27 protein-coding genes, 1 tRNA gene and 1 pseudogene are annotated in these 26,734 nt (G+C 43.5%); 14 read left to right on the top strand and 15 right to left on the bottom strand.

All coding sequences use genetic code 11. From position 1 onward, the window contains the following. Positions 1-332 precede the first annotated feature (332 nt). A complete protein-coding gene (locus tag ACQY3H_RS05215) occupies positions 333-710 on the top strand; it encodes a TraR/DksA family transcriptional regulator (protein ID WP_428075519.1) in 378 nt (125 codons plus the stop codon). A gap of 80 nt (positions 711-790) precedes the next feature. Here ACQY3H_RS05215 and ACQY3H_RS05210 read toward each other — a convergent pair whose 3' ends face one another. Next, positions 791-1,636: an RDD family protein gene (locus tag ACQY3H_RS05210; protein WP_428075518.1), complete on the bottom strand. Its 846-nt coding sequence runs from the start codon at positions 1,634-1,636 to the stop codon at positions 791-793. Positions 1,637-1,769: 133 nt separating this feature from the next. On the opposite strand from ACQY3H_RS05210, the gene ACQY3H_RS05205 reads away from it, so the two are divergent. After that, positions 1,770-2,294 carry a LemA family protein gene (locus tag ACQY3H_RS05205; RefSeq protein ID WP_428075517.1) on the top strand — a complete coding sequence of 175 codons (525 nt, stop codon included), beginning with the start codon at positions 1,770-1,772 and terminating at the stop codon, positions 2,292-2,294. A 68-nt stretch (positions 2,295-2,362) separates the two neighbouring features. Next, positions 2,363-3,745 (top strand): [FeFe] hydrogenase H-cluster radical SAM maturase HydG, encoded by a 1,383-nt coding sequence (gene hydG / locus ACQY3H_RS05200; RefSeq protein ID WP_428075516.1) that lies wholly within the window; start codon positions 2,363-2,365, stop codon positions 3,743-3,745. A 114-nt stretch (positions 3,746-3,859) separates the two neighbouring features. Here the strand turns inward: hydG and ACQY3H_RS05195 are convergent, their stop codons facing one another. From ACQY3H_RS05195 to ACQY3H_RS05180, 4 genes are all read right to left on the bottom strand, one after another. Further along, the gene (locus ACQY3H_RS05195) at positions 3,860-5,137 is read right to left on the bottom strand and encodes a hypothetical protein (RefSeq protein WP_428075515.1); all 1,278 of its coding nucleotides are present in this window, start codon (positions 5,135-5,137) and stop codon (positions 3,860-3,862) included. Positions 5,138-5,478: 341 nt separating this feature from the next. Beyond that, positions 5,479-5,907, bottom strand: a complete 429-nt coding sequence (locus tag ACQY3H_RS05190; protein ID WP_428075514.1) for a PPC domain-containing DNA-binding protein — start codon at positions 5,905-5,907, stop codon at positions 5,479-5,481. Between the two features lie 17 nt (positions 5,908-5,924). Next, positions 5,925-8,276, bottom strand: a complete 2,352-nt coding sequence (locus ACQY3H_RS05185; protein ID WP_428075513.1) for a hypothetical protein — start codon at positions 8,274-8,276, stop codon at positions 5,925-5,927. Positions 8,277-8,285: 9 nt separating this feature from the next. Next, on the bottom strand, positions 8,286-9,329 hold the full coding sequence (locus ACQY3H_RS05180) for a M42 family metallopeptidase (RefSeq protein WP_428075512.1): 1,044 nt from the start codon (positions 9,327-9,329) through the stop codon (positions 8,286-8,288). 166 nt (positions 9,330-9,495) lie between these two features. Here ACQY3H_RS05180 and ACQY3H_RS05175 point away from each other — a divergent pair, with 166 nt between their 5' ends. Beyond that, the gene (locus ACQY3H_RS05175; RefSeq protein ID WP_428075511.1) at positions 9,496-10,473 is read left to right on the top strand and encodes a class II fructose-bisphosphate aldolase; all 978 of its coding nucleotides are present in this window, start codon (positions 9,496-9,498) and stop codon (positions 10,471-10,473) included. Between the two features lie 97 nt (positions 10,474-10,570). On the opposite strand, the gene ACQY3H_RS05170 is transcribed toward ACQY3H_RS05175, so the two are convergent. Beyond that, a complete protein-coding gene (locus ACQY3H_RS05170) occupies positions 10,571-11,095 on the bottom strand; it encodes a type IV pilin protein (protein WP_428075510.1) in 525 nt (174 codons plus the stop codon). Between the two features lie 54 nt (positions 11,096-11,149). Next, on the bottom strand, positions 11,150-12,316 hold the full coding sequence (hydF, locus tag ACQY3H_RS05165) for a [FeFe] hydrogenase H-cluster maturation GTPase HydF (protein WP_428075509.1): 1,167 nt from the start codon (positions 12,314-12,316) through the stop codon (positions 11,150-11,152). A gap of 144 nt (positions 12,317-12,460) precedes the next feature. Between hydF and ACQY3H_RS05160 the strand changes: the two genes are divergently transcribed. From ACQY3H_RS05160 to ACQY3H_RS05145, 4 genes are all read left to right on the top strand, one after another. Beyond that, a complete protein-coding gene (locus tag ACQY3H_RS05160) occupies positions 12,461-13,471 on the top strand; it encodes a polyprenyl synthetase family protein (RefSeq protein ID WP_428075508.1) in 1,011 nt (336 codons plus the stop codon). Positions 13,472-13,480: 9 nt separating this feature from the next. Beyond that, positions 13,481-15,334 (top strand): 1-deoxy-D-xylulose-5-phosphate synthase, encoded by a 1,854-nt coding sequence (dxs, locus tag ACQY3H_RS05155; RefSeq protein WP_428075507.1) that lies wholly within the window; start codon positions 13,481-13,483, stop codon positions 15,332-15,334. Positions 15,335-15,345: 11 nt separating this feature from the next. Next, positions 15,346-16,161, top strand: coding sequence for a TIGR00730 family Rossman fold protein (locus ACQY3H_RS05150; protein WP_428075506.1), 816 nt, complete (start codon positions 15,346-15,348; stop codon positions 16,159-16,161). Between the two features lie 116 nt (positions 16,162-16,277). Next, positions 16,278-16,850: a type IV pilin protein gene (locus ACQY3H_RS05145; RefSeq protein ID WP_428075505.1), complete on the top strand. Its 573-nt coding sequence runs from the start codon at positions 16,278-16,280 to the stop codon at positions 16,848-16,850. A gap of 65 nt (positions 16,851-16,915) precedes the next feature. Here ACQY3H_RS05145 and ACQY3H_RS05140 read toward each other — a convergent pair whose 3' ends face one another. From ACQY3H_RS05140 to ACQY3H_RS05130, 3 genes are all read right to left on the bottom strand, one after another. After that, positions 16,916-17,143, bottom strand: a complete 228-nt coding sequence (locus tag ACQY3H_RS05140) for a hypothetical protein (RefSeq protein WP_428075504.1) — start codon at positions 17,141-17,143, stop codon at positions 16,916-16,918. Positions 17,144-17,280: 137 nt separating this feature from the next. Continuing rightward, positions 17,281-17,709 (bottom strand): hypothetical protein, encoded by a 429-nt coding sequence (locus ACQY3H_RS05135; protein WP_428075503.1) that lies wholly within the window; start codon positions 17,707-17,709, stop codon positions 17,281-17,283. Then, positions 17,694-18,320, bottom strand: coding sequence for a CYTH domain-containing protein (locus ACQY3H_RS05130; protein WP_428075502.1), 627 nt, complete (start codon positions 18,318-18,320; stop codon positions 17,694-17,696). The genes ACQY3H_RS05135 and ACQY3H_RS05130 overlap by 16 nt, the downstream gene beginning before the upstream one ends. Positions 18,321-18,365: 45 nt before the next feature. On the opposite strand from ACQY3H_RS05130, the gene ACQY3H_RS05125 reads away from it, so the two are divergent. Both ACQY3H_RS05125 and ACQY3H_RS05120 read left to right on the top strand, forming a co-directional pair. After that, a complete protein-coding gene (locus ACQY3H_RS05125) occupies positions 18,366-18,887 on the top strand; it encodes a PaaI family thioesterase (protein WP_428075501.1) in 522 nt (173 codons plus the stop codon). 65 nt (positions 18,888-18,952) lie between these two features. Further along, positions 18,953-19,028, top strand: a tRNA-Val gene (locus tag ACQY3H_RS05120). Positions 19,029-19,122: 94 nt separating this feature from the next. Here the strand turns inward: ACQY3H_RS05120 and ACQY3H_RS05115 are convergent. Next, positions 19,123-20,340, bottom strand: a complete 1,218-nt coding sequence (locus tag ACQY3H_RS05115; RefSeq protein WP_428075500.1) for a PD-(D/E)XK nuclease family protein — start codon at positions 20,338-20,340, stop codon at positions 19,123-19,125. 170 nt (positions 20,341-20,510) lie between these two features. On the opposite strand from ACQY3H_RS05115, the gene ACQY3H_RS05110 reads away from it, so the two are divergent. From ACQY3H_RS05110 to ACQY3H_RS05100, 3 genes are all read left to right on the top strand, one after another. Next, entirely contained in the window at positions 20,511-21,431 is a 921-nt protein-coding gene (locus ACQY3H_RS05110; protein ID WP_428075499.1) for a helix-turn-helix transcriptional regulator, read from the top strand. Beyond that, on the top strand, positions 21,428-21,625 hold the full coding sequence (locus ACQY3H_RS05105; RefSeq protein ID WP_428075498.1) for a hypothetical protein: 198 nt from the start codon (positions 21,428-21,430) through the stop codon (positions 21,623-21,625). The genes ACQY3H_RS05110 and ACQY3H_RS05105 overlap by 4 nt, the downstream gene beginning before the upstream one ends. 65 nt (positions 21,626-21,690) lie before the next feature. Next, positions 21,691-22,581 (top strand): hypothetical protein, encoded by an 891-nt coding sequence (locus tag ACQY3H_RS05100; protein WP_428075497.1) that lies wholly within the window; start codon positions 21,691-21,693, stop codon positions 22,579-22,581. A 327-nt stretch (positions 22,582-22,908) separates the two neighbouring features. Here ACQY3H_RS05100 and ACQY3H_RS05095 read toward each other — a convergent pair whose 3' ends face one another. The 3 genes from ACQY3H_RS05095 to ACQY3H_RS05085 are packed head-to-tail and all read right to left on the bottom strand — an operon-like array spanning position 22,909 to position 25,773. Continuing rightward, positions 22,909-23,961, bottom strand: a complete 1,053-nt coding sequence (locus ACQY3H_RS05095) for an HTH domain-containing protein (protein WP_428075496.1) — start codon at positions 23,959-23,961, stop codon at positions 22,909-22,911. Between the two features lie 8 nt (positions 23,962-23,969). Beyond that, entirely contained in the window at positions 23,970-25,436 is a 1,467-nt protein-coding gene (locus ACQY3H_RS05090) for a DUF2779 domain-containing protein (RefSeq protein WP_428075495.1), read from the bottom strand. A 28-nt stretch (positions 25,437-25,464) separates the two neighbouring features. Then, a complete protein-coding gene (locus tag ACQY3H_RS05085; RefSeq protein ID WP_428075494.1) occupies positions 25,465-25,773 on the bottom strand; it encodes a hypothetical protein in 309 nt (102 codons plus the stop codon). Between the two features lie 373 nt (positions 25,774-26,146). On the opposite strand from ACQY3H_RS05085, the pseudogene ACQY3H_RS05080 reads away from it, so the two are divergent. After that, positions 26,147-26,338 (top strand): annotated as a pseudogene (locus tag ACQY3H_RS05080) (WYL domain-containing protein); the annotation flags it as partial. A 76-nt stretch (positions 26,339-26,414) separates the two neighbouring features. On the opposite strand, the gene ACQY3H_RS05075 reads toward ACQY3H_RS05080, so the two are convergent. Continuing rightward, a partial coding sequence (locus ACQY3H_RS05075) for a hypothetical protein (RefSeq protein WP_428075493.1) occupies positions 26,415-26,734 on the bottom strand: 320 nt, incomplete at its 5' end.

Below are 26,734 nucleotides of genomic sequence, written 5' to 3'. Positions count from 1 at the left end.
ATGCGATACAGTAGGACGGCGCGGATGCAGCGTTCGGTGCACAAGCCTTAAGCCTGTTATTTGCGAATAATGGGAGCCCTTAAGGATATGGGCCGGAGCACCCCGTCTCAGGCGGTATGCGGCAGAACAAAATTCTTGACTGCACTTTTTTAGGTAAGAGAGCGACTAATGAACATGTCGGTACAATGAGTCCTGCATTGAATAAATGCGGGGCTCTTTTATTTTTAGTCAAAAGGGCTTGCAAAACCTACCGTACTTTGCTAAACTATCAAACAGCGTCCGGCAATTTGTGGCCCGAACGCCTCATTTTTTGATAAGGGGTTTTACCAGTTATGCCGATTAAAAAAACTAATAAAGAAGCCTTAACCGCTACTGAACTCAAAGAGATAAAAAAACATCTTTTACAATTAAAAGAAGAAGCGGCTGCGCGGTTAAAAGATAAAAAAGACATGGATATGCCTGAAGCAGAAGTAGGAGATCCGATTGACGATGCTTCGCGCAGTTTAGATAAAGAAATTCTTTTTGAACTTTCCGGTAATGCCCATAATACTATTGAGCAAATCGAGGCGGCTTTACGCAAAATCGACAAAGGCATTTACGGTACGTGTGAATATTGCCGTCAACCTATTCCTAAAAAACGCATCAAAGCCTTACCGTTTGCGCGCTATTGCGTCAATTGTCAACATACCAACGAACACCGCAATCACTAATTTGTCTATCAAATAAACGCGGTTTTTAATAAAAACACCCCGCTTAAGCAAGCGGGGTGTTTATTTGATGACAAATAATTTTACGGTTCAAATACCACACGTGTATGCTTTTTATCTTTAGCCACCGCGCTGATTTTGTAACTGTTTTCACTCACTCCGATTTTGAATCCTTTCGGTTCCAATATCTTACGGGTATCGCGTTGAAATTGTACCGGATCCCCGGACAAAAGGGCCAAACGCAACAAATCATTTGTGTAATAACCATACATTTTTTTGTGGGCTTCTTCCAACTTCGCAATTTGACTTAGTTGCATACGGGCATGGCGGATATACCATCTATCTACCAAAGCCCCCCCACCGAATGAGTGAAAATAGATTGTCCCGGCAAACAGCAACAACAATATCACGCCCAAACCGCGTAAAACCAAGGTTTCCGCGCCGCTTTTTTCACGAATTTGCACGACCACGCTTCCACCCAAAAAATCATGCAACGCGCGGTGTCTATCATCAAAAAATGCCCACAAAAAACCACAGCCGAACAATCCGAAACTAATGTAATAACCTACCGCCCGTAAAAAAGCCCGTACAAACGACACAGAGCCGCTTAAATCTTGTTTAACAACGGCGATGCCGACCAATGCCTTGCCTAATGTCATACGATCGCCACATGAAAAAATAGTTTCATACAACACAAATAGTCCATTGATAATGGCTACAATAGCCACCCCCTGCCACAATTCCAATTCCGGGTTGGCTAACTTAATCCACAACCAAGTGATAAATTGGCTAGGTAAAAAGACAATGCCGTAATCAATTAGCAGTGCCACGAACCGTTCGGCCACGGTTGCATAAATAATTTTCGGTTGTTCTTGGGTATCAGTAACAACAGGGGTATCTTGCATAATATTAATACGTTGTTGTGTCATAGAGGTTCCTCGTTACAAGTATTATAACAAGTTTTGGCTTAGAAGATACTTCTTTTACAAAAGGCTTGATTTTTCTCGGAGTTAAACATATACTTAAAGAGTAAGCAATTTGCTACAAACAAGGAGAAAACTTATGGTAGTGTGGTTTTTATTTGGCGCCATGTGCGTTTTGGTACTTATCTTTATTTTAGCGTATTTTAAATTTGCTTCATTAAGCAAACAAACCCAAAAAGCGTGGCAACAGTTGGATCACCAACTCAAATTCCGCATGGAATTTATTCCGTCGTTGGCGTTATCGGCGGCGTCTTTATCAGAATTGGACCGGGAATTTGCATATCAGTTAAGTTCGTTCAAAATGCCAAACCCGCAAAAACTTTCGTTAAAAGAACGGGTAGAACACGAAGCAAAACTTACGCATGCGTTCCAAACGGTATTTGAAGCCGCCAGCAAGCACCCCGAACTTACCAACGATGAACATTTTTCCAAACTCAAAGACAGTATTATTCAATCGGAACAGAAAATTCAACGGGCCAAAAAGAAATATAATTCTACGGCACACACATTTAACATTATTACGACGGTAATTCCACTCAACCTGATTGCGAAGATGTTTGAAATGGAACCGTACGATTATTTTGATTTTGATTCCAGTTTATAATCCAAATAATCTAAAAAACCCCGGCTTAAACCGGGGTTTTTTTGCGTCTAAAATGGTATCATATATATATGATCATTGATGATGAAAAACTACAACGAACGTTGGAAGATGCCAAATCGCATACCGATTCCGACGTGACGGCTATTTTAGATAAAGCGAAAGCCCTACACGGAATATCGCTGACGGAGGCGGCCGTATTACTTAACTTAACCGACCGCAAATTGTTAAATAAACTTTACGATACTGCAAAATTTGTCAAAGAAGCCATTTACGGAAATCGTATTGTATTATTTGCTCCGCTTTATATTTCCAACTTATGCTCCAACGAGTGTGTGTACTGCGCGTTTCGCCGTTCTAACACGAAGTTAAAACGTCATGCCAGCACACAAGATGAAATCAAACAAGAAGTTACCGCCCTGTTACAACAAGGCCATAAACGTATTTTAATGGTGGCCGGAGAAGCATACCCCGGCGGCGGCTTACAATATGTGTATGACAGCATTAAAACGATTTACGACACACGCTGGAACGGACAAAATATCCGCCGCGTTAACGTTAATATCGCACCGCTGACAGAACCCGAATTTGAAGAACTCAAAAAGTGCAATATCGGTACCTATCAACTTTTTCAAGAAACGTATCACAAAGAAACGTATGAAAAGTTGCATATTGCGGGAGCCAAAAAAGATTATCAATTCCGTTTAGACGCTATGGACCGCGCCTTGGAAGCAGGGATCAATGATGTGGGCATTGGGCCGCTGCTTGGCTTATACGACCACAAATACGAGATTTTAGCCACGTTGGAACACTCGTGGTATTTGGATCAAAAATACGGCATTGGGCCGCACACTATTTCCATTCCGCGCATTGAACCGGCGGAAGGGAGTGATTTCAGCCAGCACCCCAACGACGTATTATCCGATGACGATTTCAAGAAATGCGTAGCCGTACTACGCTTGGCTGTTCCTTATACAGGTATTATTTTAAGCACGCGCGAAAGCCCTGCCATGCGTAATGCCTGTTTGGAACTCGGCGTATCGCAAATTTCCGCGGCATCCCGTGTGAACCCGGGCGGTTATTCGTATGATAAAGACAATGGCAGCCAATTCACGTTAACCGATGACCGTTCGTTAGCCGAAGTGATTGACGCGGTGGTAGATGCCAAACATATGCCGTCTTTCTGCACCGGGTGTTACCGGTTAGGACGCGTAGGCAAAGATTTTATGGATATGGCAAAACCGGGCTTAATTAAGACGCACTGCTTGCCTAATGCTATGTTCACATTTGCCGAGTATTTGGAAGACTTTGCGCCTGCCCCGCTCAAAGCCAAAGGATATGCGCTGATTGAAAGCACGGCGAAAGAAGCGTTCCCGGCGGATTCTCCGATACAACTGCTGATTAAAGAGAATTTGTCCAAAATCAAATCAGGCAAGCGTGATTTGTATTTCTAAATAGTTATACCGAAACGCCCTGTGCAAGCGCACAGGGCGTTTTAATTGGCCATATTATAGGACATAAAAAAGCCCCGCTCGTTAAGAGCGGGGCTTTACAAATTTCTAATTTACTTAGAATTTGATTAACATACCGAGTTGGCCTTTTACATTGTCCTTGTTATAGTTGTCTCTGTTGTAGTCAGTACCATCCCAAGAAGTGTATTTGGCATAACCGGCACCGGCGAATAATTCCACATATTCATTGTGGGCATATTTAACCGTTACGTCACCTTCCCAGGTGGAAGAGTGATCCATGCGGTGATCTTGGAAGGAATAACCGTCCAAAGATACGGTCCATTTGTCAGCCGGTTTTACATCAAAACCGAGGTTGAACATGGCAACACCGTTGTTGGAGTAATCAAAGATATCTCCGCCTAAGCGATGACCGATAAGCAAGCCGGGAGTGTAGTTACCCAAGGCCCAGAAGCCTTCGTTAGCATACAAGAAAGCACCGCGGGCAGTTACCGCTTTGATATCAGTGGCTAAGTCCACTTTAACCATGTGACCGGTGTCTTTGTTTTCTTTGAAAAGACCATTGCGGAAACCATAGTTGCGGGCATATTCGGCAGCCATGCGGACAGCTTCGCCGTCGAAGCCGAGTTTAGCACCATAGAAACCACCGTTGCCGTCTACCGGGTATACGAGAGCCGGGAAAACGGTATGATCGGTGAATTTCATATCGCTGAAGTTATAAGCATAGGCTTGAAGTTTCAACGCATCGGTCAAGTTCAATTTGAAGTCACCACCGATTAAGGTAGCATCAACTTCGTCTACAACGATCGTAGGATCAACGAGGTCATCATCAACCATTTTGATGCGACCGGCGATTAACGTTAAGGCTTTAACGTCATCACCATAGGTCACTTTAGCAGCATCTAACGAGTTGGTTAAACCGTTAAATTCGGCATTGTAGTGGTTCGGACCAATGTACATTACAGCACTGTCTTCATCACCGTAGAATTGGCGGCCGACGGTCGCTTCTAAGCAGCAGAATAAATTGTGGAGTACCACATTGGCTTCTACTAAACGAACATCGTTCCAATATTGGTTTACGGTTTTACCGGTGGAGACATCATTGCCCCAGACGTTCGCATATTGGAACATTAAATTAGCGGTTACATCTTCCACTAAATCAGCGGATAAACCGGCTAATACACGAACACTGGTGCCTTCGTTATAATTTTTTACATTTTCACCGGTAATCGGATCGACAGCCACAACCATATTGTGGTTAACATCAGAGGTGATAGTTTGAATATCGCCTTTGAGGTTTACATTTTTCAATACGTCAGCGTTAGCAGAGACTGGTAACAAAGCAGCCAAGGCTAACAAGCTTAGTAGTTTTTTCATGCTAAGTACTTCCTCCTGTTTAAGTTTAACTACCCTACCTAATTATTAAAACTCTTTGCGAAAAAAATTGCAACCCCTTTTTCAAAATACACTTGACATTCTAAAACGAAATTGATATCTTTTACACATTTTAGACGATAATTTTGATTTTTTCCCGTCGTTCCGACGAGAAACACAAGAAAGGGATAAAATGCTTCTCGTACAAAAAAGACTCATCCGGCAAAAAATTGCATGATTTTTTGAACTCATTTTAGTTCGTGAAACAAAAAAACGCAAAAACACGGGCCCAACAATTAGTTAGGCCCGTGTTTGCTTTTTAGAGATTATAAATAATCTTTACATTAGTTCCAAAGGGCGAGTTTGGTTACTTTGTCCGTACGCCGCACTTTCGGCTCACCGACAATTTCTTGTACGTACGCTTCGCAAACGTGAATTTTCGTACCTAACATCAAGTGCCCGCCGATGACATTAAATTCCTCATCAGACAATGTCACATGAGCATGCACCATCGGGCGGTTATCTTGAATTGAAATATTGCCCGATAAGTTAAGCAGTTCCAACGGCTGATTCACCGTTTGTTTTTCGTAGCGTTTTTTAGCCGGGTCGTAGTAACCGATAGTGGCATTGGCTACCGAACCGATTACGTGAACCACTCCGCATTTTACTTGATTGTCGTGGCAAAAATCACACAAAGATTCCAACAAATCTTTCCCTTTCGGAAGTTTGAACAAATACGTCCGTCCGGTTAAATAAGGTTTTTCTTCTGCCATGTTTTATTTCCTCCCAATTACAGCCACTGTTTGGCTTTTTTCAAATCGTGAACATACGCCTTAATTGCACGCAACATATCCACACCGGACATGCCGGCTTCTTCATAGACTTTGCCAGCACTGCCGCTGCCTAAAAACTTTCCGTTTTTATGCGGATAAAGCGTATGCTTGCGCCCGGCTTGGCTTAACAGCCACGCATCTAATGTCGGGCGGGTAAAATCGGTAATTCCCATAGCCGTTTGACGAAGCGAAAGCGGTAAAAGTTTTTCTTGTTGTTTTTCCGGTAACGCTTCAAACAGTTCGCGGCTGGTAATATAAACGATATTTACATTTAATTTATGTTTAGCAAGCGCAGGTAAGACTTCTTGTAAAACAATACGTCCTACACCTGCTCCCTGAACAATAACCGTACCGTCGGCTTTGCCTTTAGCACGGTGCATATAATACAGTCCGTTCACGGCCTGTTGCGCAGGATCCATTCCCAATGCCTTGCGGTCAACAAACTGGGCCGAAGGGCGCGCCACAAACGGTGCAAATACTGCCGGATGTAACGATAAAGATTTTGTTACAAGCGGCCAAATTTCATCTACTTCTACCGGGGTTGCCGTAATACATGAACCCGTCGGGAAATTATCTTGCAATAATTGAAGTGATTGCGGGTCGGCGTGAGTGGGGCCGTCTTCTCCCGTGGGCAAACTGGCATGTCCGTTAAACAAAATAAGCGTATTAGGAGTAAGACCCACTTCGCGCGCCGCTTGCACACCGATTGCATGCAACCGTGCGGCTACATGTTCAAACGCCACAAACGCACCGTAAGATGAACAGACAGCCGTGTGCGCACCAAACGACGAAATACCGCTACATACCGCCGCCATACCGTCCTCACAAATTCCCCCCATCGCCACTCGGCGAGAAAGCGGATTGGTAAGCGTATTAAAATTCCCCGCGGGAAAATCTTTTGCTACTCCCACCGCACCCGTTGAGCCGTATAAGTCAGCCGAGCCGACGAACAACGTGCCTTTTGTTTGTTTATTAAGATACCCAAGCACATTACCTAATACGCCACGTGTTGTGTATGATTTCCCGGCTTCAAAAACAAATTCCGCCGGAATTTTTGACGGTAAAAATTTAGTATAAAGATACTGACTATTTCCCAAATTTTTACGCGCCGTACGTTTAGCCTTTGTAAGGGCAGACGCGCGCGCCGTCAGTAATTTAGCCATGTATTTGGCGGTTGTCTTTTCTTTTTCAAGGGCTTGACGCACCGTTTGCAAACTGGCCCAGAAATACTTTTCTATATTAGCCGGAGTTTTATCGCCTTCAAAACGCGGGAACGACACGCCAAACGTCTTTTCAAATTCGGCAAGTGCCTGATAAAATCCTTCAGAGGCAAATTTATGCCCGGCCCCGTGGGATGCCTTGCCTTCAATACCGTATTTCCATCCTTTAACCGTGCGGTAAATAATCGCCGTCGGCTGATTATTTTTCATATCCGCGGCTAAACGCTGGGCGAGATGAATTTGATTAAAATCATGTCCGTCAGGCACGTAAATCACATTAAAATCGTGGATACGGAAAAACTCACACGGATTCCATTGGACATATTCGCCGGGGTTTTCCCCGTCGGAAGTTACGCGGTTTGTTTCAATAGAGGCCTCGTTCCAATCAATGTGAAATACCACGTTTTTCAGTTGCGCCGTAGCCGCCACTGCCGCCGCTTCGCTAACGCGTCCGGCAGTTAAACCGCCTTCCCCTTCTATAATATGTACTACGGGGCATTTCTTTCCGTACACATCAGCCGCGGCCAAGGCAAGGCCGACAGCAGAGCCGTCGCCGACTCCGCTTGCCCCGGTACTGGTGCGGACAAACGGCACGAGCGGCTCGGGATGTCCGCCAAGGGGTTTGGAGCGAAACTTATTAAACAACGGCGTATTTTGTACGCTATTATGACGAAACCCGAGCAGATCTTCCAAACGTAATTGTTGTTCTTTTTTCGTCGGCAACAACGTAGCATTTCCAATACGCGCACACTCGTTACGCAACGCCCACATGGCATATAATCCCAGCGCTTTGTGTCCGGCGGCATACGAAATAATATCGTTTTCATTGATATGGGGGCGTTTCAAATCGTAGGCCATTTCCTTATATAAAAGGTGTTCCACCATCCGTCCGCTGGAAATACTTCCCCCCGGGTGGCCCGAAGTGGGCACATAATTATATAAGAGAGCCACTAACGTACGATAGGCCAAATCTAATTTTGTCAGCGCGGCGATTTCTTGTGCGCTCAAGGCATATCCGGTTTTGTTATTATAATCGGATACATCCACAAAAACGCCGCGTTTATTTCCCAGTACCATTTTTTTATTCATATAAAAACACTATGAGCGAGTTACCCCGTGATGTGCCACATACGAAACAAGTTGGAACATTGCTTCAATATCGGCCTTGGCAGATACTTCTACGCACGAGTGAATATTGCGTGCGGCAAGCGATAAGGCACAAGCGGGAATACCCGTTTTAGACAAGTGAATCACGCCCGCGTCATTACCGCCGCGCGGCGCACAACGCACTTGCCAGTTAATTTTTTCCTGACGGCAAATTTGTTTTAATCCTTCAAAAAGCCAATCGGGCGTAATCGTGCGCCCATCAATGACAGACACGCCAACCCCGCCCCCCACACGTACAATGTAATTAGGCGCACTGCAACCGGGGATATCGGCCGCTCCGGTGGAGTCTAACGCAAAACCCAAGTCGGCATCAATGCCAAAGGCTGCGGTTGTGGCCCCGCGCAGTCCCACTTCTTCTTGTACGGTAAATACAGCATAAATATTATAAAACGGATTTTTAGCATGACGCACCAGTTCGGCCAGCACAAACACACCCGCGCGGTCATCTAATGCTTTAGCGCAAATGCGGCCGTCGCCAAATTCTTCATATTGGCGGTCTAACACGGCACTATCACCGGGTTCTACGATTTCGTGCACTTTTCCGGCGGGCAAACCGGTATCAATATAAAGGTCATTCATAGGAACGGCTTTGGCGCGGTCGGCTTCCGTAGTGATGTGCGCCGGTTTCGTACCGATGACGCCCAAAATCGGGCCTTTTTTAGTTTGTACGCGCACCCGTTGAGCAAGTAACGTACGCGGGTCAATCCCGCCTACCGGAACAAAATACAAAAACCCGTTATCATCTACATAGCGTACCATGAGGCCCACTTCGTCCATATGGGCACACAAAAGCAGGTTTTTGTCCGACGTACCTTTTTTATATACGATTAAATTACCTAAAACATCGGTGCGGATTTCGTCGGCGTACGGCGTTAAAATTTGTGTAAGATATTCACGGACCGGGGTTTCGCGGCCGGAAACGCCCGCCAGATTAGTTAGTTTTTCAAGCACAGCAAAATCTAATTTTTCCGTCATAAATCCTCCGTTTTTTGATAATTTTGGTATTTACATTATACTCTCAAACATTTTTTTTTGCAAGTTAAATTGAATTTGACACCTTCATAAATCCAGAAAAAATGTTACACCCGCCGTAAAAAATTGTAGAATAAGAGTGAAGAAGTTTAATTTTTAGGAGGAATACATGACTGTTTCTTACAAAGAACTTGGCCTCGTAAATACGCGCCAAATGTTCAAAGATGCAATGGCCGGTGGTTATGCCATTCCGGCGTATAACTTCAACAATATGGAACAACTCCAAGCGATCGTTACCGCTTGTGTGCAAACCGGTTCTCCGGTTATCTTGCAAGTATCTAAAGGCGCGCGCCAATATGCCAACGCTACTTTGCTTCGCTGGATGGCCCGCGGTGCCGTAGAAATGATGAAAGAAATCGGCAAACCCGTTCCGCTTTGCTTACACTTAGACCACGGAGATAGTTTTGAATTGTGCAAAGATTGCATTGACAATGGTTTCTCCTCGGTCATGATTGACGGTTCTCACTTGCCGTACGAAGAAAACGTAGCACTCACCAAAAAAGTAGTGGACTATGCACATCAACATGATGTAACCGTAGAAGGCGAACTCGGCGTTTTGGCCGGTATTGAAGATGAAGTTTCCGCCGAACACCACACCTATACGGATCCTGCCCAAGTAGAAGATTTCGTTAAACGCACCGGTGTAGATTCGTTGGCTATTTCCATTGGTACCAGCCACGGCGCATACAAATTCAAAGTAAAACCCGGCGAAAAATTACCGGAACTGCGCTTTGATATCTTGGAAGAAGTTTCCAAACGCTTGCCCGGTTTCCCGATTGTACTGCACGGTTCGTCTTCCGTACCGCAATGGGCTGTTGAACAAATCAACAAATACGGCGGCAAATTGGATAACACCGCCGGTATCCCGGAAGAACAATTACGCAAAGCCGCCAAATCGGCTGTATGCAAAATCAATGTGGATTCGGACGGCCGCTTAGTGATGACCGCCACCATCCGCAAAATCTTCGCCGAAAAGCCCGCCGAATTTGACCCGCGCAAATATCTCGGCCCGGCCCGCGAAGCCTTGATTAAGATGTATGCCGAAAAGAACGAAACCGTATTCGGTTCCGCCGGCAGAGTGAAATAAGTTCTCTTATAGCACAAAAAATACGCGCTCTCTTGTTAACAGAGAGCGCGTATTTTTTACGCGCTCCATAATAAAACCTACTGACTAAAATTTTCTGTTAAGGTAACAGGTAGTAGTTATGTCCGCCCCCCGTGTGAGAAACGGTAGCGGTTTTTTCTATCTGGGCACAGAAATGAGACGTATCGCTTTGGGGTTCTATACAATACATATTCCCATCAGGAAACGCAACGATTCCCCGGCCGCGATATTCCCCTTCTTTCCACATGCCCAAGGTAGACACGGAAGCAGTTGTATTACAATTGAGAATAATTTCAAAATCTTTACCAGCCCGGGTGGTATCGGTTGGACCGCAAGTTACATAACCCGTAAACGGAGTATCTTTAGGCGTAAGCGGTAAATCTACCGATAGCGGCTCAAAACTGGAAGAATATTCCCCATTGGCCAAATGGTATTCTTCTTGGGCTTCCCACACACTTCTGACCAATGCTTTTAACTGCGTATTTTTACTTCTCCACACCGCCTTTTTATATTGCGGCAAAGCAACGCTGGCCAAAATACCGATAATCAGCACAACGACAAGTAATTCTATGAGCGTAAAACCGCCGAAATTATTCTGTTTCACTTTTAACTCCTTTTTTGTAAATGATTGTTAGTACAATTCTAGCAAAAAAAATAACTATTTCCTAAAAATTTCGGTAGCACGGTCAAAGATACCGTTGCAATAGGCAATCGCTAAACCGTAGTTGGAAACAGGCACGCCCTTTTGTGCGAGCATTTCCAAGCGGTGTAAAATCTGCGTGCGCGTAACCATACATCCGCCGCATTGGATGGCCAACTTGTACGTTTCTACATCTGGCGGCAAAGCGTCCAAACTGGCGATTACATTAAATTGTAAATTTTTTCCGGTAAATTTTTGCAACCAATTAGGCAGTTTGGTGCGCCCAATATCATCACATTTATTGACGCTGTGCGAGCAAGATTCCATAATCAACACCTTATCACCGTCTTGCAAGCGGCTAATGGTACGCGTCCCTTTCAAATACATATCAAAATCACCTTTCAGGCGCGAGAATAAAATACTAAAACTCGTTAACGGAATTTCTGTCGGCACCACAGCATTTACATACTCAAACACTTGCGAATCGGTAATCACTAATTTGGGCGTATGCGTTTGCAGATATTCGCGCAGTTCGGTATCTTTTAAGCACACCGCCCACGCGCCGATATCCAGCAAATTACGTATGGTTTGTACTTGCGGTAAAATGAGCCGGCCTTCGGGCGCGGAAGAATCTACGGGAATGACCAGCACCACTTCATCACCCGGACGGACGTGATCATCTAATAACACATCTTGCGCGTAAGCACTTTTGGGAAGAAGTTGTTTGATTTTATCCAACACGGCTGCCACGTTGGGCTCTTTACACGAAAAACGTACCACATCGGCCCCGCGAATATCCACCGACATTGGCTCAATATCTTCCTTATTATGTACAAAGAAAAACGGAATTTTTCGCGCCACACACGATTCCATTAAACTTTGGTCGTACGGGCCGAATTCTCCCGCAAAAACAAGTATCGCTAAATCTACGTGATCTAATGCTTCGTGCGCGCGTTGGATACGAAGCGTACCCAAGTCGGACGTATCATCCACTCCGGCCGTATCAATGAGTACCACCGGGCCAATGCCTAAAATTTCCATCGTTTTTTTAACAGGGTCCGTTGTCGTACCGGGTTGTTCGGATACGACGGCCGTATGTTGCCCGGTAAGGGCGTTAATCAGGGAACTTTTCCCTACGTTCATTTTTCCGAAAATGCCAATATGAGGCCGATTTGTCTTTACCATAGTTTTAGTATAGCAAATCTTACTTCCGTCTTTCCTTTCCGGTTTTACCATAAAGACACAAGAAAGTATATCTATCCCTAATCTCTCCCCCCTTTTTCTTCTATATAAGGTATAATGAGTGTATATACCTTATGGGGAGAAATTATGAACAAATTTGATACTTACTTAAAAGAACGGGCTAAACTGGTAGAGAAAAATCTATCTAAATATATCGCCAAAATTCCTAACGCACCGAAAATCTTAACTGATGCCATGGACTATTCCTTGCAAGCGGGCGGCAAACGCGTGCGCCCAATCCTCGTTATGGCTACCGCCGAAGCCTTTGGCAAAAAAGCTCAAGATGTTATGCCCGCTGCGTGCGCGACGGAAATGCTCCACACCTATTCTTTAATTCACGACGATTTGCCTTGTATGGATAACGACGATCTGCGCCGCGGCAAACCCACCAACCACAAAGTGTTCGGCGAAGATTTGGCTTTGCTCGCGGGCGACGCACTTTTAACCTACGTATTTGAAGTGTTTGCGCAAAACGGGAAAGTAAAATCTATCGGTGCGGAAAATACGTTAAACGCCTTATTAAATTTTGCACACTGCACGGGTGCATCCGGTATGGTCGGCGGGCAAACGGCCGACGTATATGCCGAAGGCGTAAACACGCAAGATACGCATAGTTTTCGGGCCGATAAACTCCGCAAAACCTCTAAACCGTTAGCCAAAAAGACCTTGCACTATTTTATGTTGCCCCCCACTGTTAAAGAAACAACTCCGGAAAACATTTTGAATTATATTCACGCCAACAAAACCGGCGCGCTTATCCGCGGCAGCGTGGAAACGGGCGCCTTACTGGCCGGCGTAAAAGGCAACGACTTAAAACTCATTAAAACCTATGCCAACAGTATCGGGCTGGTGTTCCAAATTGTAGATGACATTTTGGATGTTACCGCCACCGCCAAACAACTCGGCAAATCTAACAGCGACGCCGAAAACGGCAAACTTACATTTGTCAGTTTGTACGGTTTGGAAGGTAGCCGCAAACACGCCCAATTGTTAATTTCCAAAGCACAAAAGGCGTTAGACAGCCTGAAAACCGCCCGTAAGAAAAATTTGTGGCCGCTCTATGAAATGGCTGAATTTTTCAAGACACGGACGTATTAAGGAGGAAAAATGAAAGTTCTTCCCAGTATCAAATCTCCCCGCGATTTACGACTTATTAAAAGGGAATTGCTTCCCACCCTTTGCGAGGAACTGCGCGAGCAAATTATTCAAACCGCCAGCCATAACGGCGGGCATTTAGGCTCCAGTTTAGGCGCGGTGGAAATTATTACGGCCTTGCATTATGTGTTTAATACTCCCGACGATAAAATCGTGTTTGATACCGGGCATCAGGCCTATGCACACAAACTGCTAACAGGCCGCCAAAAAGAATTTACCAAGGTACGCACCAAAGGCGGAATCAGCGGATTTCCCAAACGCTACGAAAGCGAATTTGATACTTTCGGTGTCGGCCATGCTTCAACTGCCATTTCGGCAGCGTTAGGCATGGCGATTGCACGCGACCAACAACATTCGCAAGACCGCGTTATTGCCGTCGTGGGTGACGGTTGTATGACGGGCGGCATGGCCTATGAAGCCATGCAAAATGCCGGCCTATTACGCACCGATTTGTTAGTTATCTTAAACGATAACCAAATGTTTATTTCTCAACGCGTAGGCGCATTAGGCAAGGCTTTAACCAAACTTTTAACTACCAAATACGTCCAACTCGCCGAAGAAAAAGCCACCAACTTCTTACAACGCTTTGACGAACTGGGCAACAATGCCGCGAAACTAGCCAAACGGGCGCGTTCTATTTTATTCCCGGGCACTTTATTTGAAGAAATGGGTTTTCGCTATTTCGGCCCGGTCAACGGCAACGACATAGACGCCATGATTGACGTATTGGAAAACGTCAAAAATGTCAAAGGCCCCGTCATTTTACACGTTGTAACTAAAAAAGGAAAAGGTTACAAACCCGCTGAAGACTCCCCCACCAAATTTCACGGAGTAGGACTTTTTGATGTGGAAACGGGTGATAGTTTAGGCAAGTCCGATCGTATTTCTTTTACACAAGCGTTTTCAAAAGCACTCTTAAAATTGGCGGACAAGGATGAAAAAATCAACGCCATTACCGCCGCCATGCCCGAAGGAACCGGCCTGGATGCCTTCCGCGATAAATATCCGGCTCGTTATTTTGATGTCGGTATTGCCGAAGAACACGCCGCTACGTTCGCGGCCGGTTTGGCAGCTAACGGATTAAAGCCTGTTGTCGCCTTGTACTCTACCTTCGCCCAACGGTGCTTTGACCAAATCTTGCATGATATCGCCTTACAAAATCTGCCCGTTGTGTTTGCATTAGACCGCGCAGGCATTGTAGGCGAAGACGGCCCCACCCACCATGGCGTTTTTGATATTAGTTTCTTACGCGAAATTCCGCAACTACTCATTGCTGCTCCCGCCGATGAAAACGAACTTCAGCATTTACTCAAAACCGCGTTTGATGCCAAGGCACCTTTTGTATTACGTTATCCGCGCGGCGCGGGTTTTAATGTACCCATGGATGATAAACCTAAAGCGTTGCCGGTAGGAAAAGGCATATGGCTTAAAAAAGGCAAAGATGTAACTATTCTTGCTATCGGAAACCGTGTGCACCCCGCCGAAAAAGCCGCCGAATTGTTAGCGGAAAAAGGCATCAAAGCGGGTGTAGTCAATATGCGTTTTGTTAAACCGTTAGATACAAATGCTATTGACGAAGCGCTCAAAAATTCACAATATATTGTAACGGTAGAAGATAACGTACTGGCCGGCGGGTTCGGTTCGTCCGTCGCCGAGTATTTAGTGGATAAACAAGCCAAATTTCATTTACTGCGCTTAGGATATCCCGATGAATTTGTAGAACATGGTAAATCGGCCTTGTTGTACGCACAGTATGATTTGGACGCGCAACATCAGGCTGATAAAATTTCAAATTGGATGAAGTAAAGGAGAAACTTATGGCAATCGACCCGAAATCTTTTCCGCACGATTCTTCATACATTAAAGCGTATGAAGATATGGAATTATTAAAGCACGATGTTATGCGCCCTATCCGCATGGAATTAGAAGTATTAAAGCCGGAATTGTACCTTAAATATTTTGATATTGAACGAACCATCGTTTGCTTTGGCAGCGCCCGCATTTATGAAACCGACAAAGCCAAAGAACGCGTAAAAAAGTTGGAAGCGGAACTTGCTAAAAAACCGCAAGATAAAAAACTTCAAATGCAATTAAAAGCAGCCAAAGGCCTTCTTAAATTATCTAAATACTACGATGAAGCACGTAATTTCGCAAAAATCGTCGCCCAACAAGCCGGTGATAAATATGCCGTAGTTACCGGCGGTGGCCCCGGGATTATGGAAGCCGCCAACCGCGGCGCTTTTGAAAACGGCGGTAAAAGTGTAGGGCTTAACATTACCTTGCCGCACGAACAACGCCCCAACGACTATATCTGCAAAAATATGGCGTTTTTATTTCACTACTTTGCTATCCGCAAAATTCACTTTGTGATGCGCGCAAAAGCATTTGTAGTGTTCCCGGGCGGGTTCGGTACATTTGATGAATTGTTTGAAATCTTAACGCTTATCCAAACGGGCAAAAAGAACAACATCCCGGTGGTACTCGTAGGCAAGGAATTTTGGACAAAAGTCATCAATGTAGAAGCACTTGCCGAGTACGGTGTCATTTCTCAAGAAGATACGCACCTGTGCCCCATTGTGGAAACTGCCGAGGAAGCATGGGAAATTGTTTCCAAATCTTGCAAGATTAAATAAAGTAGTTTTAAGACAACTATAACTCCCCAAGTTTACTCACTTGGGGAGTTTTTTACGCTATAGGCAGTTAAAAAGTTATAATAATTATAGTAGTAAAGATCACCAGGAGATTAGTCATGAGAAACAACCAAGCCTTTACACTTATTGAATTATTAGTCGTTGTACTGATTATCGGCATATTGGCAGGTGTTGCTTTGCCGCAATATCAAAAAGCCGTATGGAAATCACGCAATACGCAACTCAAGCAAATTGTTTCGTCGGTGGCCCAAGCAGCGCAAGCCTATCACATGGCCAACGGGAAATACCCCGCTAATTTTGACGAATTAGACATTGACTTACCCTTAACTCCGGTAGCAACCACCGTAGGCGGAGGAACCGGCGCATGTGGTACATCCACGCAAGGAACAGATGCTTCTCGTGCCGGAAAAGACTTCTACGTAGTTCTTAATGCAACCGCGGCCGATTTGTCTTCCGGCGGAGTGGTGGCCTATTACAGTACGGGGAAATATGCTTGCGCCGGATTTGGTATTTGGTGGCATCCGAGTTATCCGGACATGAGCCAACTGCACTGCCGAGAAATGAGAAATTCAAGCAAGTACACAGCGGGGACCGGTGCGTTCTGCGAGAAGATAGAAAAGGGAACGTCTACTACGCCGTCCGAGAGTTGGCGCGCTTATAAATTACCATAAAGCATTTTCATAAAAAAAGTACCGCCTATCTTTCAACAGGCGGTACTTTTTGTTTCGGTACTAAATTATTTCTTTTTGGCTACTTTTTTGGCCGGTTTTTTAGCAACTTTTTTCGTTACTTTTTTGGCCGGTTTTTTCGTTACTTTTTTGGCCGTCTTTTTTACAGCGGCTTTCTTGACGGTTACTTTTTTAGCACACGCTTTTTTGCAGGTTTTTTTAGCGCATACTTTTTTGGCCGGTTTTTTAGCGGCGACTTTTTTTGTTACTTTTTTCACGGTTTTTTTAACAGCCATATTACTCTCCTAAGACAATTAGTTTTAACCTCATAAAAATAATAGCACAAATTCTAAAAAAATGCAACTATTTTTCCGTCTTAAAAAATTTTTCACAAAAAAATCAAGTCTCTTATTTGCCGTCAGAAAAAACAAAATTATTTTTTTCTCGTCGGAGATTTACGCATTTTTTGCATTAACTCCCACATTCCTTCGCGCCCGCAAAGTGCCGTAAAAATAAATTTATTTTTTGTATTTTTCTGTACTAAAATTATGGCAACTGCCACTAAACATGCACGCAAAAAATACATTTCATGTGCTTGAAGGCCATACCAAAATGCACTGATGCATGCATAAAAAATCAACACAATTTGCAAGCAGTTACATGCATAAAAAAACATCAAAACGCTACGCAATGTTTGCACCTTAAACAAACGCAAACAAAGCGGCAACAGTGCATTTTTACCAAGTGCAAAAAGCGCACCGATAATAATGGCCTGAGTCCAATTTCCCGTCAATGCGTGTCCGGATCCGGGGGCAATCAAACTAAACAAAAGAGCAAGCGCCGCAATCACTTTTCCCCCCATAATTTCAGTAATAAAAATGCTGTTTTTACTTTAGAGATTTCTGCGCGTTTTAATTTGCTTGTTTGTGTAAGTTGCGCGGCCAATTTTTCAAAAATTATCGCTGAGCCTTTTTTATGTTCCAATTCTATTTCTTTAAAATGTACCCGCCGCCCGCACACATTAAGTTCGCAAGTATCAAAGGCGAGTTCGGCCCGCATGTTGCGTAGGATAATATCATATGTTTCCCGACGGTTTTTGAGCGTAAAAATCGGCCGCAATTCGGTCAACTGCAAACCCTTCCATGTTTTCTTATGTTGTAAAAATCGTAATGCTTGCGATATATTTTTCACATCAGGTAATGCAAGCGTTTCTTCGCGCCGGACAGCTTTTCCGTTTTTGATTTCGGTACGTGTTTTAAAAGTGGCTTCCCAACTTTGATTCACATGCCGCACCCGAAAAGCAATTTGTTGTTTTGTTAATGTTTGAGAAGGCGTCTCCAAATAAGTATCTACAATTTTCCATTTCTTCGCTAAAGAAATTTTTTCACACGTTGTACTAAGCGCTTCACGCATGTTAGTAAATGCTCGTGGAGAATTTGCCTCCCACTTAAATTCAATTTCCGTATGTTTCATATAGGTAGTGTAGCAAAAAAGTATAATATAAGTTAGGAGGAATTTATGGAAAAATTACGCCAACCTACTTCGTTAAATTGTTTTGCATGCGGAAAAAACAATCCGTTCGGTTTACATTTGGAATGGTTTAATGACGACGAAAAACAACAAGTAGAAACAACTTTTACCTTAAGTGATAATTATTGTTCGTATCCCGGAACGGTACACGGGGGCATTATCGCAACGATTTTGGACGAAACATCCGGCCGTGCCGTTTTGCTCAACAACAATTTTAATAATTTAATGGTTACGCTTAAGATGGAAGTAACCTATAAACAAAATACTCCTACCAATACACCTTTGCGTGCCGTAGGACGGTTGCTTAAAGGCGGATCTTCACGCGCACAAGTGGAAGGCGAAATAATTTTACCCGATGGTACGGTATCGGCTAAATGCACGAGCATTTTGTTCAAATTGCCACAAGCCGTCAAAGATAAATGGGGGCCGGAAGCCGCAGAATGGGAACGCACCACTCCTAAAGTAGAAGCATGTGCTTGCGGTTGTTGCCATGAGAAATCGGAAAAATAATTGCTCGCGCTAAAGAATAGTTGTATAAGTGGAAGCGAATTTGATATAATAAATTATCGCTTTACGGATCGGTAGCTTAGTTGGTAGAGCGCCTGCTTTACACGCAGGAGGTCAGGGGTTCGAGTCCCTTCCGGTCCACCATTTGAAACCCACCATAAGAGGTGGGTTTTTATTTGGGCTGAAAGCGACTCCAACTGCTTGGGGCTGCGCAAGAACGAGAAAGCAGGAACAAAATTTATTTTTCTTGCGTGACCAGTTCTTCTAATTTATCATAACAGGCCACACATTTTGCCACTATTTCATGTAAGGTTTCTAATGGTTGGGGCAGTTTTTTGAAATCAAAATTTCGGTGCTTAAAATTGGCCGTTGAACCACGCACCTCGGACAAGTAATCACACTTTTCAAAGGCTTCGTTTGCCAATAGGTAATTGGCTTTTTCCACTTGCCCGTCCTTGGGTTTTAAGGCAAATGTAAGCCACTCCGGCTTATAGATAATGTACTCAAAATAAGGATTACCGGGCAATTCTTTATATAAGACTCCTCCGGCTTCCTTCCAAATAGGATCTTTATCTTTTTGTTTATAACCTTTTGCTTGCAATTCTTCCGCAATACGTTTCCCCACCAGTGGTTTAAGCAACTCTTGTTTATTTTGCCAAATAAAAGCAAGCACATTGGCCGTGTCCAGTAAGGTTTTATCTTCAAAAATTTTCTTTAGAATGTCTATATTTTCGTCGTATGTCATACAATTAACTCCTATTTCTCTGAGTAAATCGGCATAATGCCGTACAAACATTTGCATATCGGACAATCTTACATCATCCGGCTCGGAATTTGCTACCCATTGGGTTAATACATCTATCAACGGCTCTATCTCTATTACTTTTGTTAATTTAGGCAATTGCGTTTCAAAGGAGAATTTTTTATAACCGGCACATTGTTTTCTGTCTTTACATATTTCGCACGAATACTTGCCGATATTAGGCACTTTGCCTTTTTCACGCGGCAAATAAAGAATGGCAAGGACTTTCCAGTTATGTTCAACAGCATACTGGTAATAGCGACACAGTTGCGTATCCATATCCGTAAATCCGTTTAATTTATTTTCTATGATAATGGCTTGCTGTTTATCGTTATGTATCAAAATATCTATACGGCCTTTTTCGCGACGGACAAATACATTAGCATGAGTATCAAATGTCTCTTTTAATAGAACACCCCCACTTTTATCCATACATCCTAACTTATCTGCCTGTTCCAAAAACAAATTCAAGAAACTTGGCTCGTTATCCAATAAATAGGCTAAAATATCACTATGTAAATTTTCTTTTCTATATTTATCGGACACAACTTTGAATAAATTAAACCGGTTGGGGTTGGCTCCGAAATTTCCCAATTTACGTTGCCGCATTTGCACCAGTGTTTCAAACTCTTTTAACAAAGAAATCACATCCATACACTATTCTCCATGTACTTATACGAATTATATTTATTATAACTGTTTTTCCGTTAGGTTTTATCACAATTCATTTTTATAGATTTCCCACACATAATATTTCTTTGTTTTAGCTCCATACGACACCCCCTTGTCGCGCAGATGTGCTATACTTTGAATAAGAGGTAACTATGCAAAAAGAAATGCAAAATAAATTAACCCGGCTTTTATATGAACTTAACTCCCTTGATAAAGGGCCCATCAATTTGGCTAAAATGGCGGCTGAAGTGGGTGTAAATGTACGCACCATTCAACGCGATATGAACGAAATACAAAGTGCGGATTTCCCCTTATGGAATCCAAAACCCGGCGATTATGCATTTATAGCGGGTTGCTCGTTACAACGAATGAAACTATCCGGAGCCGAAGCCTCGCTTTTAGTAGTAATGAACGAGATGGCTTCGTCGCTAGGTGGAAATTTCGGTCGTACGTTTTCTATACTCAAAAACCGTCTGTTAGCCATGCCGCAAGACAATCCTTTTTTTATCAAACTAAATAATGGCGAAATCTATATAGATACGCCTATCACAAAAACGCTGGAAGAATGCATACGAGAGCGAAAGTGGGTAAATGTATGTTATAGGGGCGGCAAATTAGCCTGTTATGAAGTACGACCGCTAAAACTCATGTGGATGGAAGGCTTTTGGTATTTACTATCACTGACTAATACCGATAAATTATTAAAATTCCGTTTGGAAAAAATATCTTCGGCCAAAGCCACAAATAAACCATTCAAATACGATAAAAATATAGACGATATTTTGCGAAACAGCACAAACATTTGGTTTGAGCAAGACCGCCCGCTTCATGTAAAAATGGAAGTATCGGCCGAGTGCGCGCATTTCTTTAAGCAAAAGAACTATTTTCCGCTGCAAAAGTTGGAAAAAGAACTCAAAGACGGGCGCATAGTTCTCTCATGCAAAGCCGCCAAAGAGGAAGAAATTTTGCCAACCATTTTGCATTGGTTACCGCATATTAAGGTGCTTTCTCCCACGTCTTTACGTAAGCGTGTAAAAGATGTGTTAAACAATTATTTAAGGAGTGTAAAATGAAGAAAATTTACTTAATTTTGGCTCTATTATTAGCCACCGGGGTTGGATACGGCGCAGCTCAAATCCAAATCAAAATGGAACAAGTAAAAACGATTACCCAATACGCCGGCGCGAACATCACCCGCTACGATTTAGGCGACACGGAATGCTTTGTAGAAGGTACTAGCCACAGTATGTTTTGTATGAGGAAATGACGGCTTGACGCACCCAATTACAACAAATATAATTAAAATAGATTGGAAATTAAAGGAGAAAGAATATGAGTAACAACACAAACAATAAATTGACACCCATGACACAGTTGAATTTAACTGAAGAAAAAACAATTACAGAAGCCAATATACGCGATTTTCTCTACGACCATCCTGAAATATTAGGAGATGCGATTGGAGTCAAAAACCTGCAACCCTTACAAAGGGAAAAAAGACAATTTAGTGGCGGAAGAATTGACTTATTATTTGGTGATGACGAAAATAATAGATATGAAGTTGAGTTACAATTGGGAGCAACCGATGAAACACATATTATTCGGTCCATAGAATACTGGGACATAGAAAGAAAACGTTATCCCAAATATGATCATATTGCCGTGCTGATAGCCGAAAATATTACTGGACGCTTCTTTAATGTAATTTCACTGTTTCACGGGGCGATTCCCTTGATAGCCCTACAATTAACTGCTATTCCTCTACCTGACAACAAAGTTGGGTTAAACCTTACCAACATACTAGACTTGACCGTCAGTTCTGCAGATGATGATACAGAACAAGAATTAGTTACAAACAGAGCGTGGTGGGAACAACGATCCAATTCTACCATGATGACTTTAATGGATAATATATTCAAGGAAATTAACCCATTATGTCAAGAATTTGAATTAAACTATAACAAATTTTATATTGGACTAAAAAAAGATGGTATTGCAAAGAATTTCATTTCTTTTGTGCCGCAAAAAGGAAATGTTCAATTACGTATTCACTGCGACGAAAATAATGAAATTGAAGAGCTTCTATCTAGCAAACATATTGATATAGAACGCAAATATAGACAGTACTATCAAATTGCTTTTTCTACTATCAAATCTTTTAATGAAAGCAAAGAGGAAATCCTAAAACTTATCACAAGTGCAAAGAACAAAAGAGGCGTGTGAAATATGTCTTAATCCCGGGCGGCAATTTTCTTGCCGCCCGGTATTTTACCCCTAAAAATCAATTTGGGCTAGAGCTATAAAAAAAATAAACATCAAAACCCCTAATACGATAAAACCCAGTATACTCATATTTTCCCCCTATGTTCGGTATAGCAATCATGCGCTAATTTTTGCGCTCGGTGGCTCCGTCTAACGCAAAGCCGATAATATCTACAATAATCATTAAAAGTATCTCCATATTTTCCCCTAAATACTTCTTGTATCTAGGATAACAAAAGCGGGTGACGACATAGTGTCACCCGTTTTGTATGTCCGTCATAGCGGTTTCTACTGTTTCTTAGTCTTAAGGTCTAATACTTGCCCTTTGATATATTCGTAGGCTTTGGGATTCTCGGGGTCGGCTTTTTGGGCCTTGCTCACCACATCTAACGCCTTATCAAATTGCCCCGCACTTGCGTACATCAGCGCGGCAAAATGTGTTTGCATCCCCTTGTGGTTAATACCCGCGTTAAACAGCCGGGCGGCACTTTCGTACTGCTTATTTAGTATTGCGAAATAAAGACAGTACGTAAAAAGCGTATCATCATGTTTGTCTTGCTTAAACCCGTCCAGCACGTATTGTAGCGCGCCTTTATAATCTTTTTGGGTATAGCAAATCAGAGCGGCTTGTTTATAAGGCCATACATCCTTCGGGTCATCCTTAATAAGTTTGGCACACTCTTTTAAGGCCTCGCGGTGTTGTTGCCCCAACCAATGGAAACGAATCATAATTTTTTGAAGTTCACGCTCTTGCCACTTGCGATAGGCACTATTCCTAAAACCTTTATCATCAGCAACCTTATTAAATTCTGCAAGTGCCAGTAAAATTTGCAAAGGGGCACGATTTAAACTCCCGTCATCTAAAAAGATAGATAAGACGTTTTCCTTGGTAGCGTTCATCGGCTCCCACTTTCCCGCGGCTTCTTTACGTTTTTTCTGCTCCTTGCGCCCGGCTTTTTCCACTTCTTTTTGAATAGGGAGCACCCATTTACTGGGTTTGCCTAGTCCTCCGGTAAGCGCATCTAGTGCATCCACAAAATCCAGCGCATTTTCTTTAGTGATATTAAATTTAGCCCACTCAAAATCATCCCGCACGCGGTAATTTACATTTTGCGGATTGGGCTTATATAGCGTTAGCCCGGCCTGCTCTAGGGTTTCTATATCGCGCTGAATCGTGCGGCGGCTTACCCCACATTCCTTAGCGGCGTGGTCCAAATTTAGCACGCCCTGATTTAAGTCAATCATCAGCTTAATTAAGCGGGAGAGCCCCTTTTTCATATCCTCATTTTTGCGTTTGGTTGCTTTTTTAGGCAATTTAGTAAAGTCTTGATTTGTTTTCATAAATTCTCCTATTGTATGCTATCCCTTAACACATCCACGATTTTGACCATGGCCCAGGTATCTTGCTCGCAATATTTGAGTAAATCCTTACGCAACTGCTCCAACTCGGCGGGCGGCAATTTCCCGGCATATAACACGTCAAAAGCATCCATGGCATCCCCACCGTTGGCAACCGCCATGCCTTCGTAACTCATTTCCGGCACAAGAGCGGGCAGTACTTTCTTAATAGACCAACTGGCGTGCATTTTGGGATGCAAATAATCCTGCTTAAACACATCCCCCGTATCGGCAAACCGCTCGGTCATCTCTTGCAAGCGTTTGGCATCTTTTTCGGGCAGGGGCAAGTCGTGGGCCATCTCTTTAATGCGGCTCTTTTCAAACGCGGCATTATGGGCAATAATCGTGCCCGCCTTGCCGATATATTCCAAAAGTGCCTTTACACACCCATAGCGCGGGTCCTCTTTACCGGTGGAAAGGTACTCGTAATGTTCAAATTTGCCGTTCGGCTCGCGTTGGACATGCAAGGAAAACTGAAACGGGATTTGCTGATACGGCCGCGAGTATTTCCAAAGCGGCACAACGGGTTGCGTCGTCTCAAAATCCAGATAATAAAGCGGATAGTTTAGCTTATTTAGCCACGCGGCCACCGCCGATTTATCAATGTACGGTTGTTGCGTGCGGCACACTTCTATCCAACGGTTGTATTTATCGTTATCAAAACTATTCGGCGGCAAATCGGCTATGCGCAATATACCTTGCGCCATATACTCCCGCGCCCGGTTGCTACGCAAAAGGTCAAATACGGAGTCCTCGGGCATATCTTTCCAGCAATAGTCGTGGCACTCACAACCATCACAACCGGATTTATCCAGTTCTACTTTTGGTTCCGGCTCGGCAAGCAATTTTTCAATGGCGGCTAAATTTTCCTCAATATCCTCATCTGAAAAGAGTTCGCTATCCATGGGCGTTAAGAGGAAAAATTGGCTCAAATCCGGCTCGTCGGTCGTCATAAAATAGTCGGAATTGATGTGCATGAGGTAACAGTGCTCCGGCGTAATCCCGCAATGACTCAGCACATAGCGCTGAATGGAAATATCGTCCACGTAAATAGCATCAATTTTGCGCCCGCTGCTTTTGACTTCCACCAAATTCCATCCGGTGGGCGTTTTTTCCAAAATATCCACAAACACCAAAATACCGTTATAAGAGAAGGCGGCCTCGTAGATAGCCGGCACTCCTTGCGCCATCAGTTCCTGCGTGCGTTTAATGGCTTCTTGCGGTTTTTTGTAGCCGTCTTTGATTAGCACTCCACCCGGGAAACGCTTCCAAGCAAGCTCTCCGATAAAATGCCCTCTGTCAAAGATTTTTTGCTGGGCAGCATCCGGAGGAGTCAGCACCTCTTTTTTATTACGGTACAGCCACAAATGCTTGGGGCAACCGCGGTATTTGGTGTATTGTGATTTGGATAAATTCATACGCACCTCTTAAAGTTATAATAGCACATCAAAGACCCAAAAACATAATGTTAAGGAGTTTGCCGTCTTTGTCGTACAAATCGCACGAGTACGCCAAATCCCGTTTGGCACGCTCTAGTAGTTTTTCGCCATTTTTGGCAAACAAGTGCAATTCGCCCTTTTCATCCGTTTTGGAGTAAATTTCAAAATAAATATCTTTTCCGTTATCACTAAATGTTCTACCCCACACCACCTGTTCCCAAGGGATACCTTTATCAATCATCCCCTGTGTACCGCCACAAGCGTTGATAAGATCGTTAAAACGCTTCATATTGCCTTTAATTGATTCAAATTTCATATTATCTCCTAGCCCCGGCCACCGTGATGACCGGGGCATTTTCCACACTTAGTATTTGCGGCTTAAAAAACCGCCACAAACCGGACATTTGGTATTCAAAGTCGGGTTTGCGAAGGTAAATACTTGGTGACATTTATTGCATTCGTATTTTGTTTCTGGCATATTTTTCTCCTAGTTGGTTTTAACTACCTTTATAGGATAATAAACCCGCGCGACAACATAGCGTCGCAGCATATTATATTCCGTTCCAAACTCTTTCTTGCTCCTCAAAATCCTCTTGGCTTTCCGCCAAATTCATTCACGCAACGTTAAACTAACAGGATTTTTATGATGAAAAACTACTTAGTGCGCGCATTTCTTTAAGCAAAAGAACTATTTCCCGCTTCAAAAGTTGGAAAAAGAACTCAAAGACGGGCGCATTGTTATCTCGTGCCAAGCGGCAAAAGAGGAAGAAATTTTGCCCACTATTTTGCATTGGCTACCGCATATTAAGGTGCTTTCCCCCACGTCTATGCAAACACGAATCAAAGGTGTATTACAAAACTATCTAAAGGCTGTAAAATAAATTTTTTACCTTTAGATTTACTCATAAAAAAGCCCCCTTGTTTACAGGGGGCTTTTTAGGTTATATTCTAAAACAATTATTTATCTAATTCTACGCCTTGCAAAATACGCCACGCCGTAACGGTTTGAATATCTCGGGCGTGTTGGCGCACTGCTTGGCGTTCTTGTTCGGTAAGGGCAGAAGCGGCGCCGGGGAGAAGTTCTGTCTTATCCTCATTAACGCGCCCCATTTCCGACGGAGTTATCCAATAATACGCCGATATCCCCACCGGGATTTGTCCTTTTTGCGGGGCAAACACATTTTGTCCGAAAGCATAATACGATGTGCCTTTAGGAAGGGCTAACTCTAAGGTAGTGGCGGCTACGTCCATATGGGCGGCTGCCGCATGGGCAGGCA

This window comes from Candidatus Avelusimicrobium luingense (genome assembly GCF_902757105.1).
GTDB lineage: Bacteria > Elusimicrobiota > Elusimicrobia > Elusimicrobiales > Elusimicrobiaceae > Avelusimicrobium > Avelusimicrobium luingense.
This window is presented reverse-complemented; position numbering and strand designations above follow the sequence as displayed.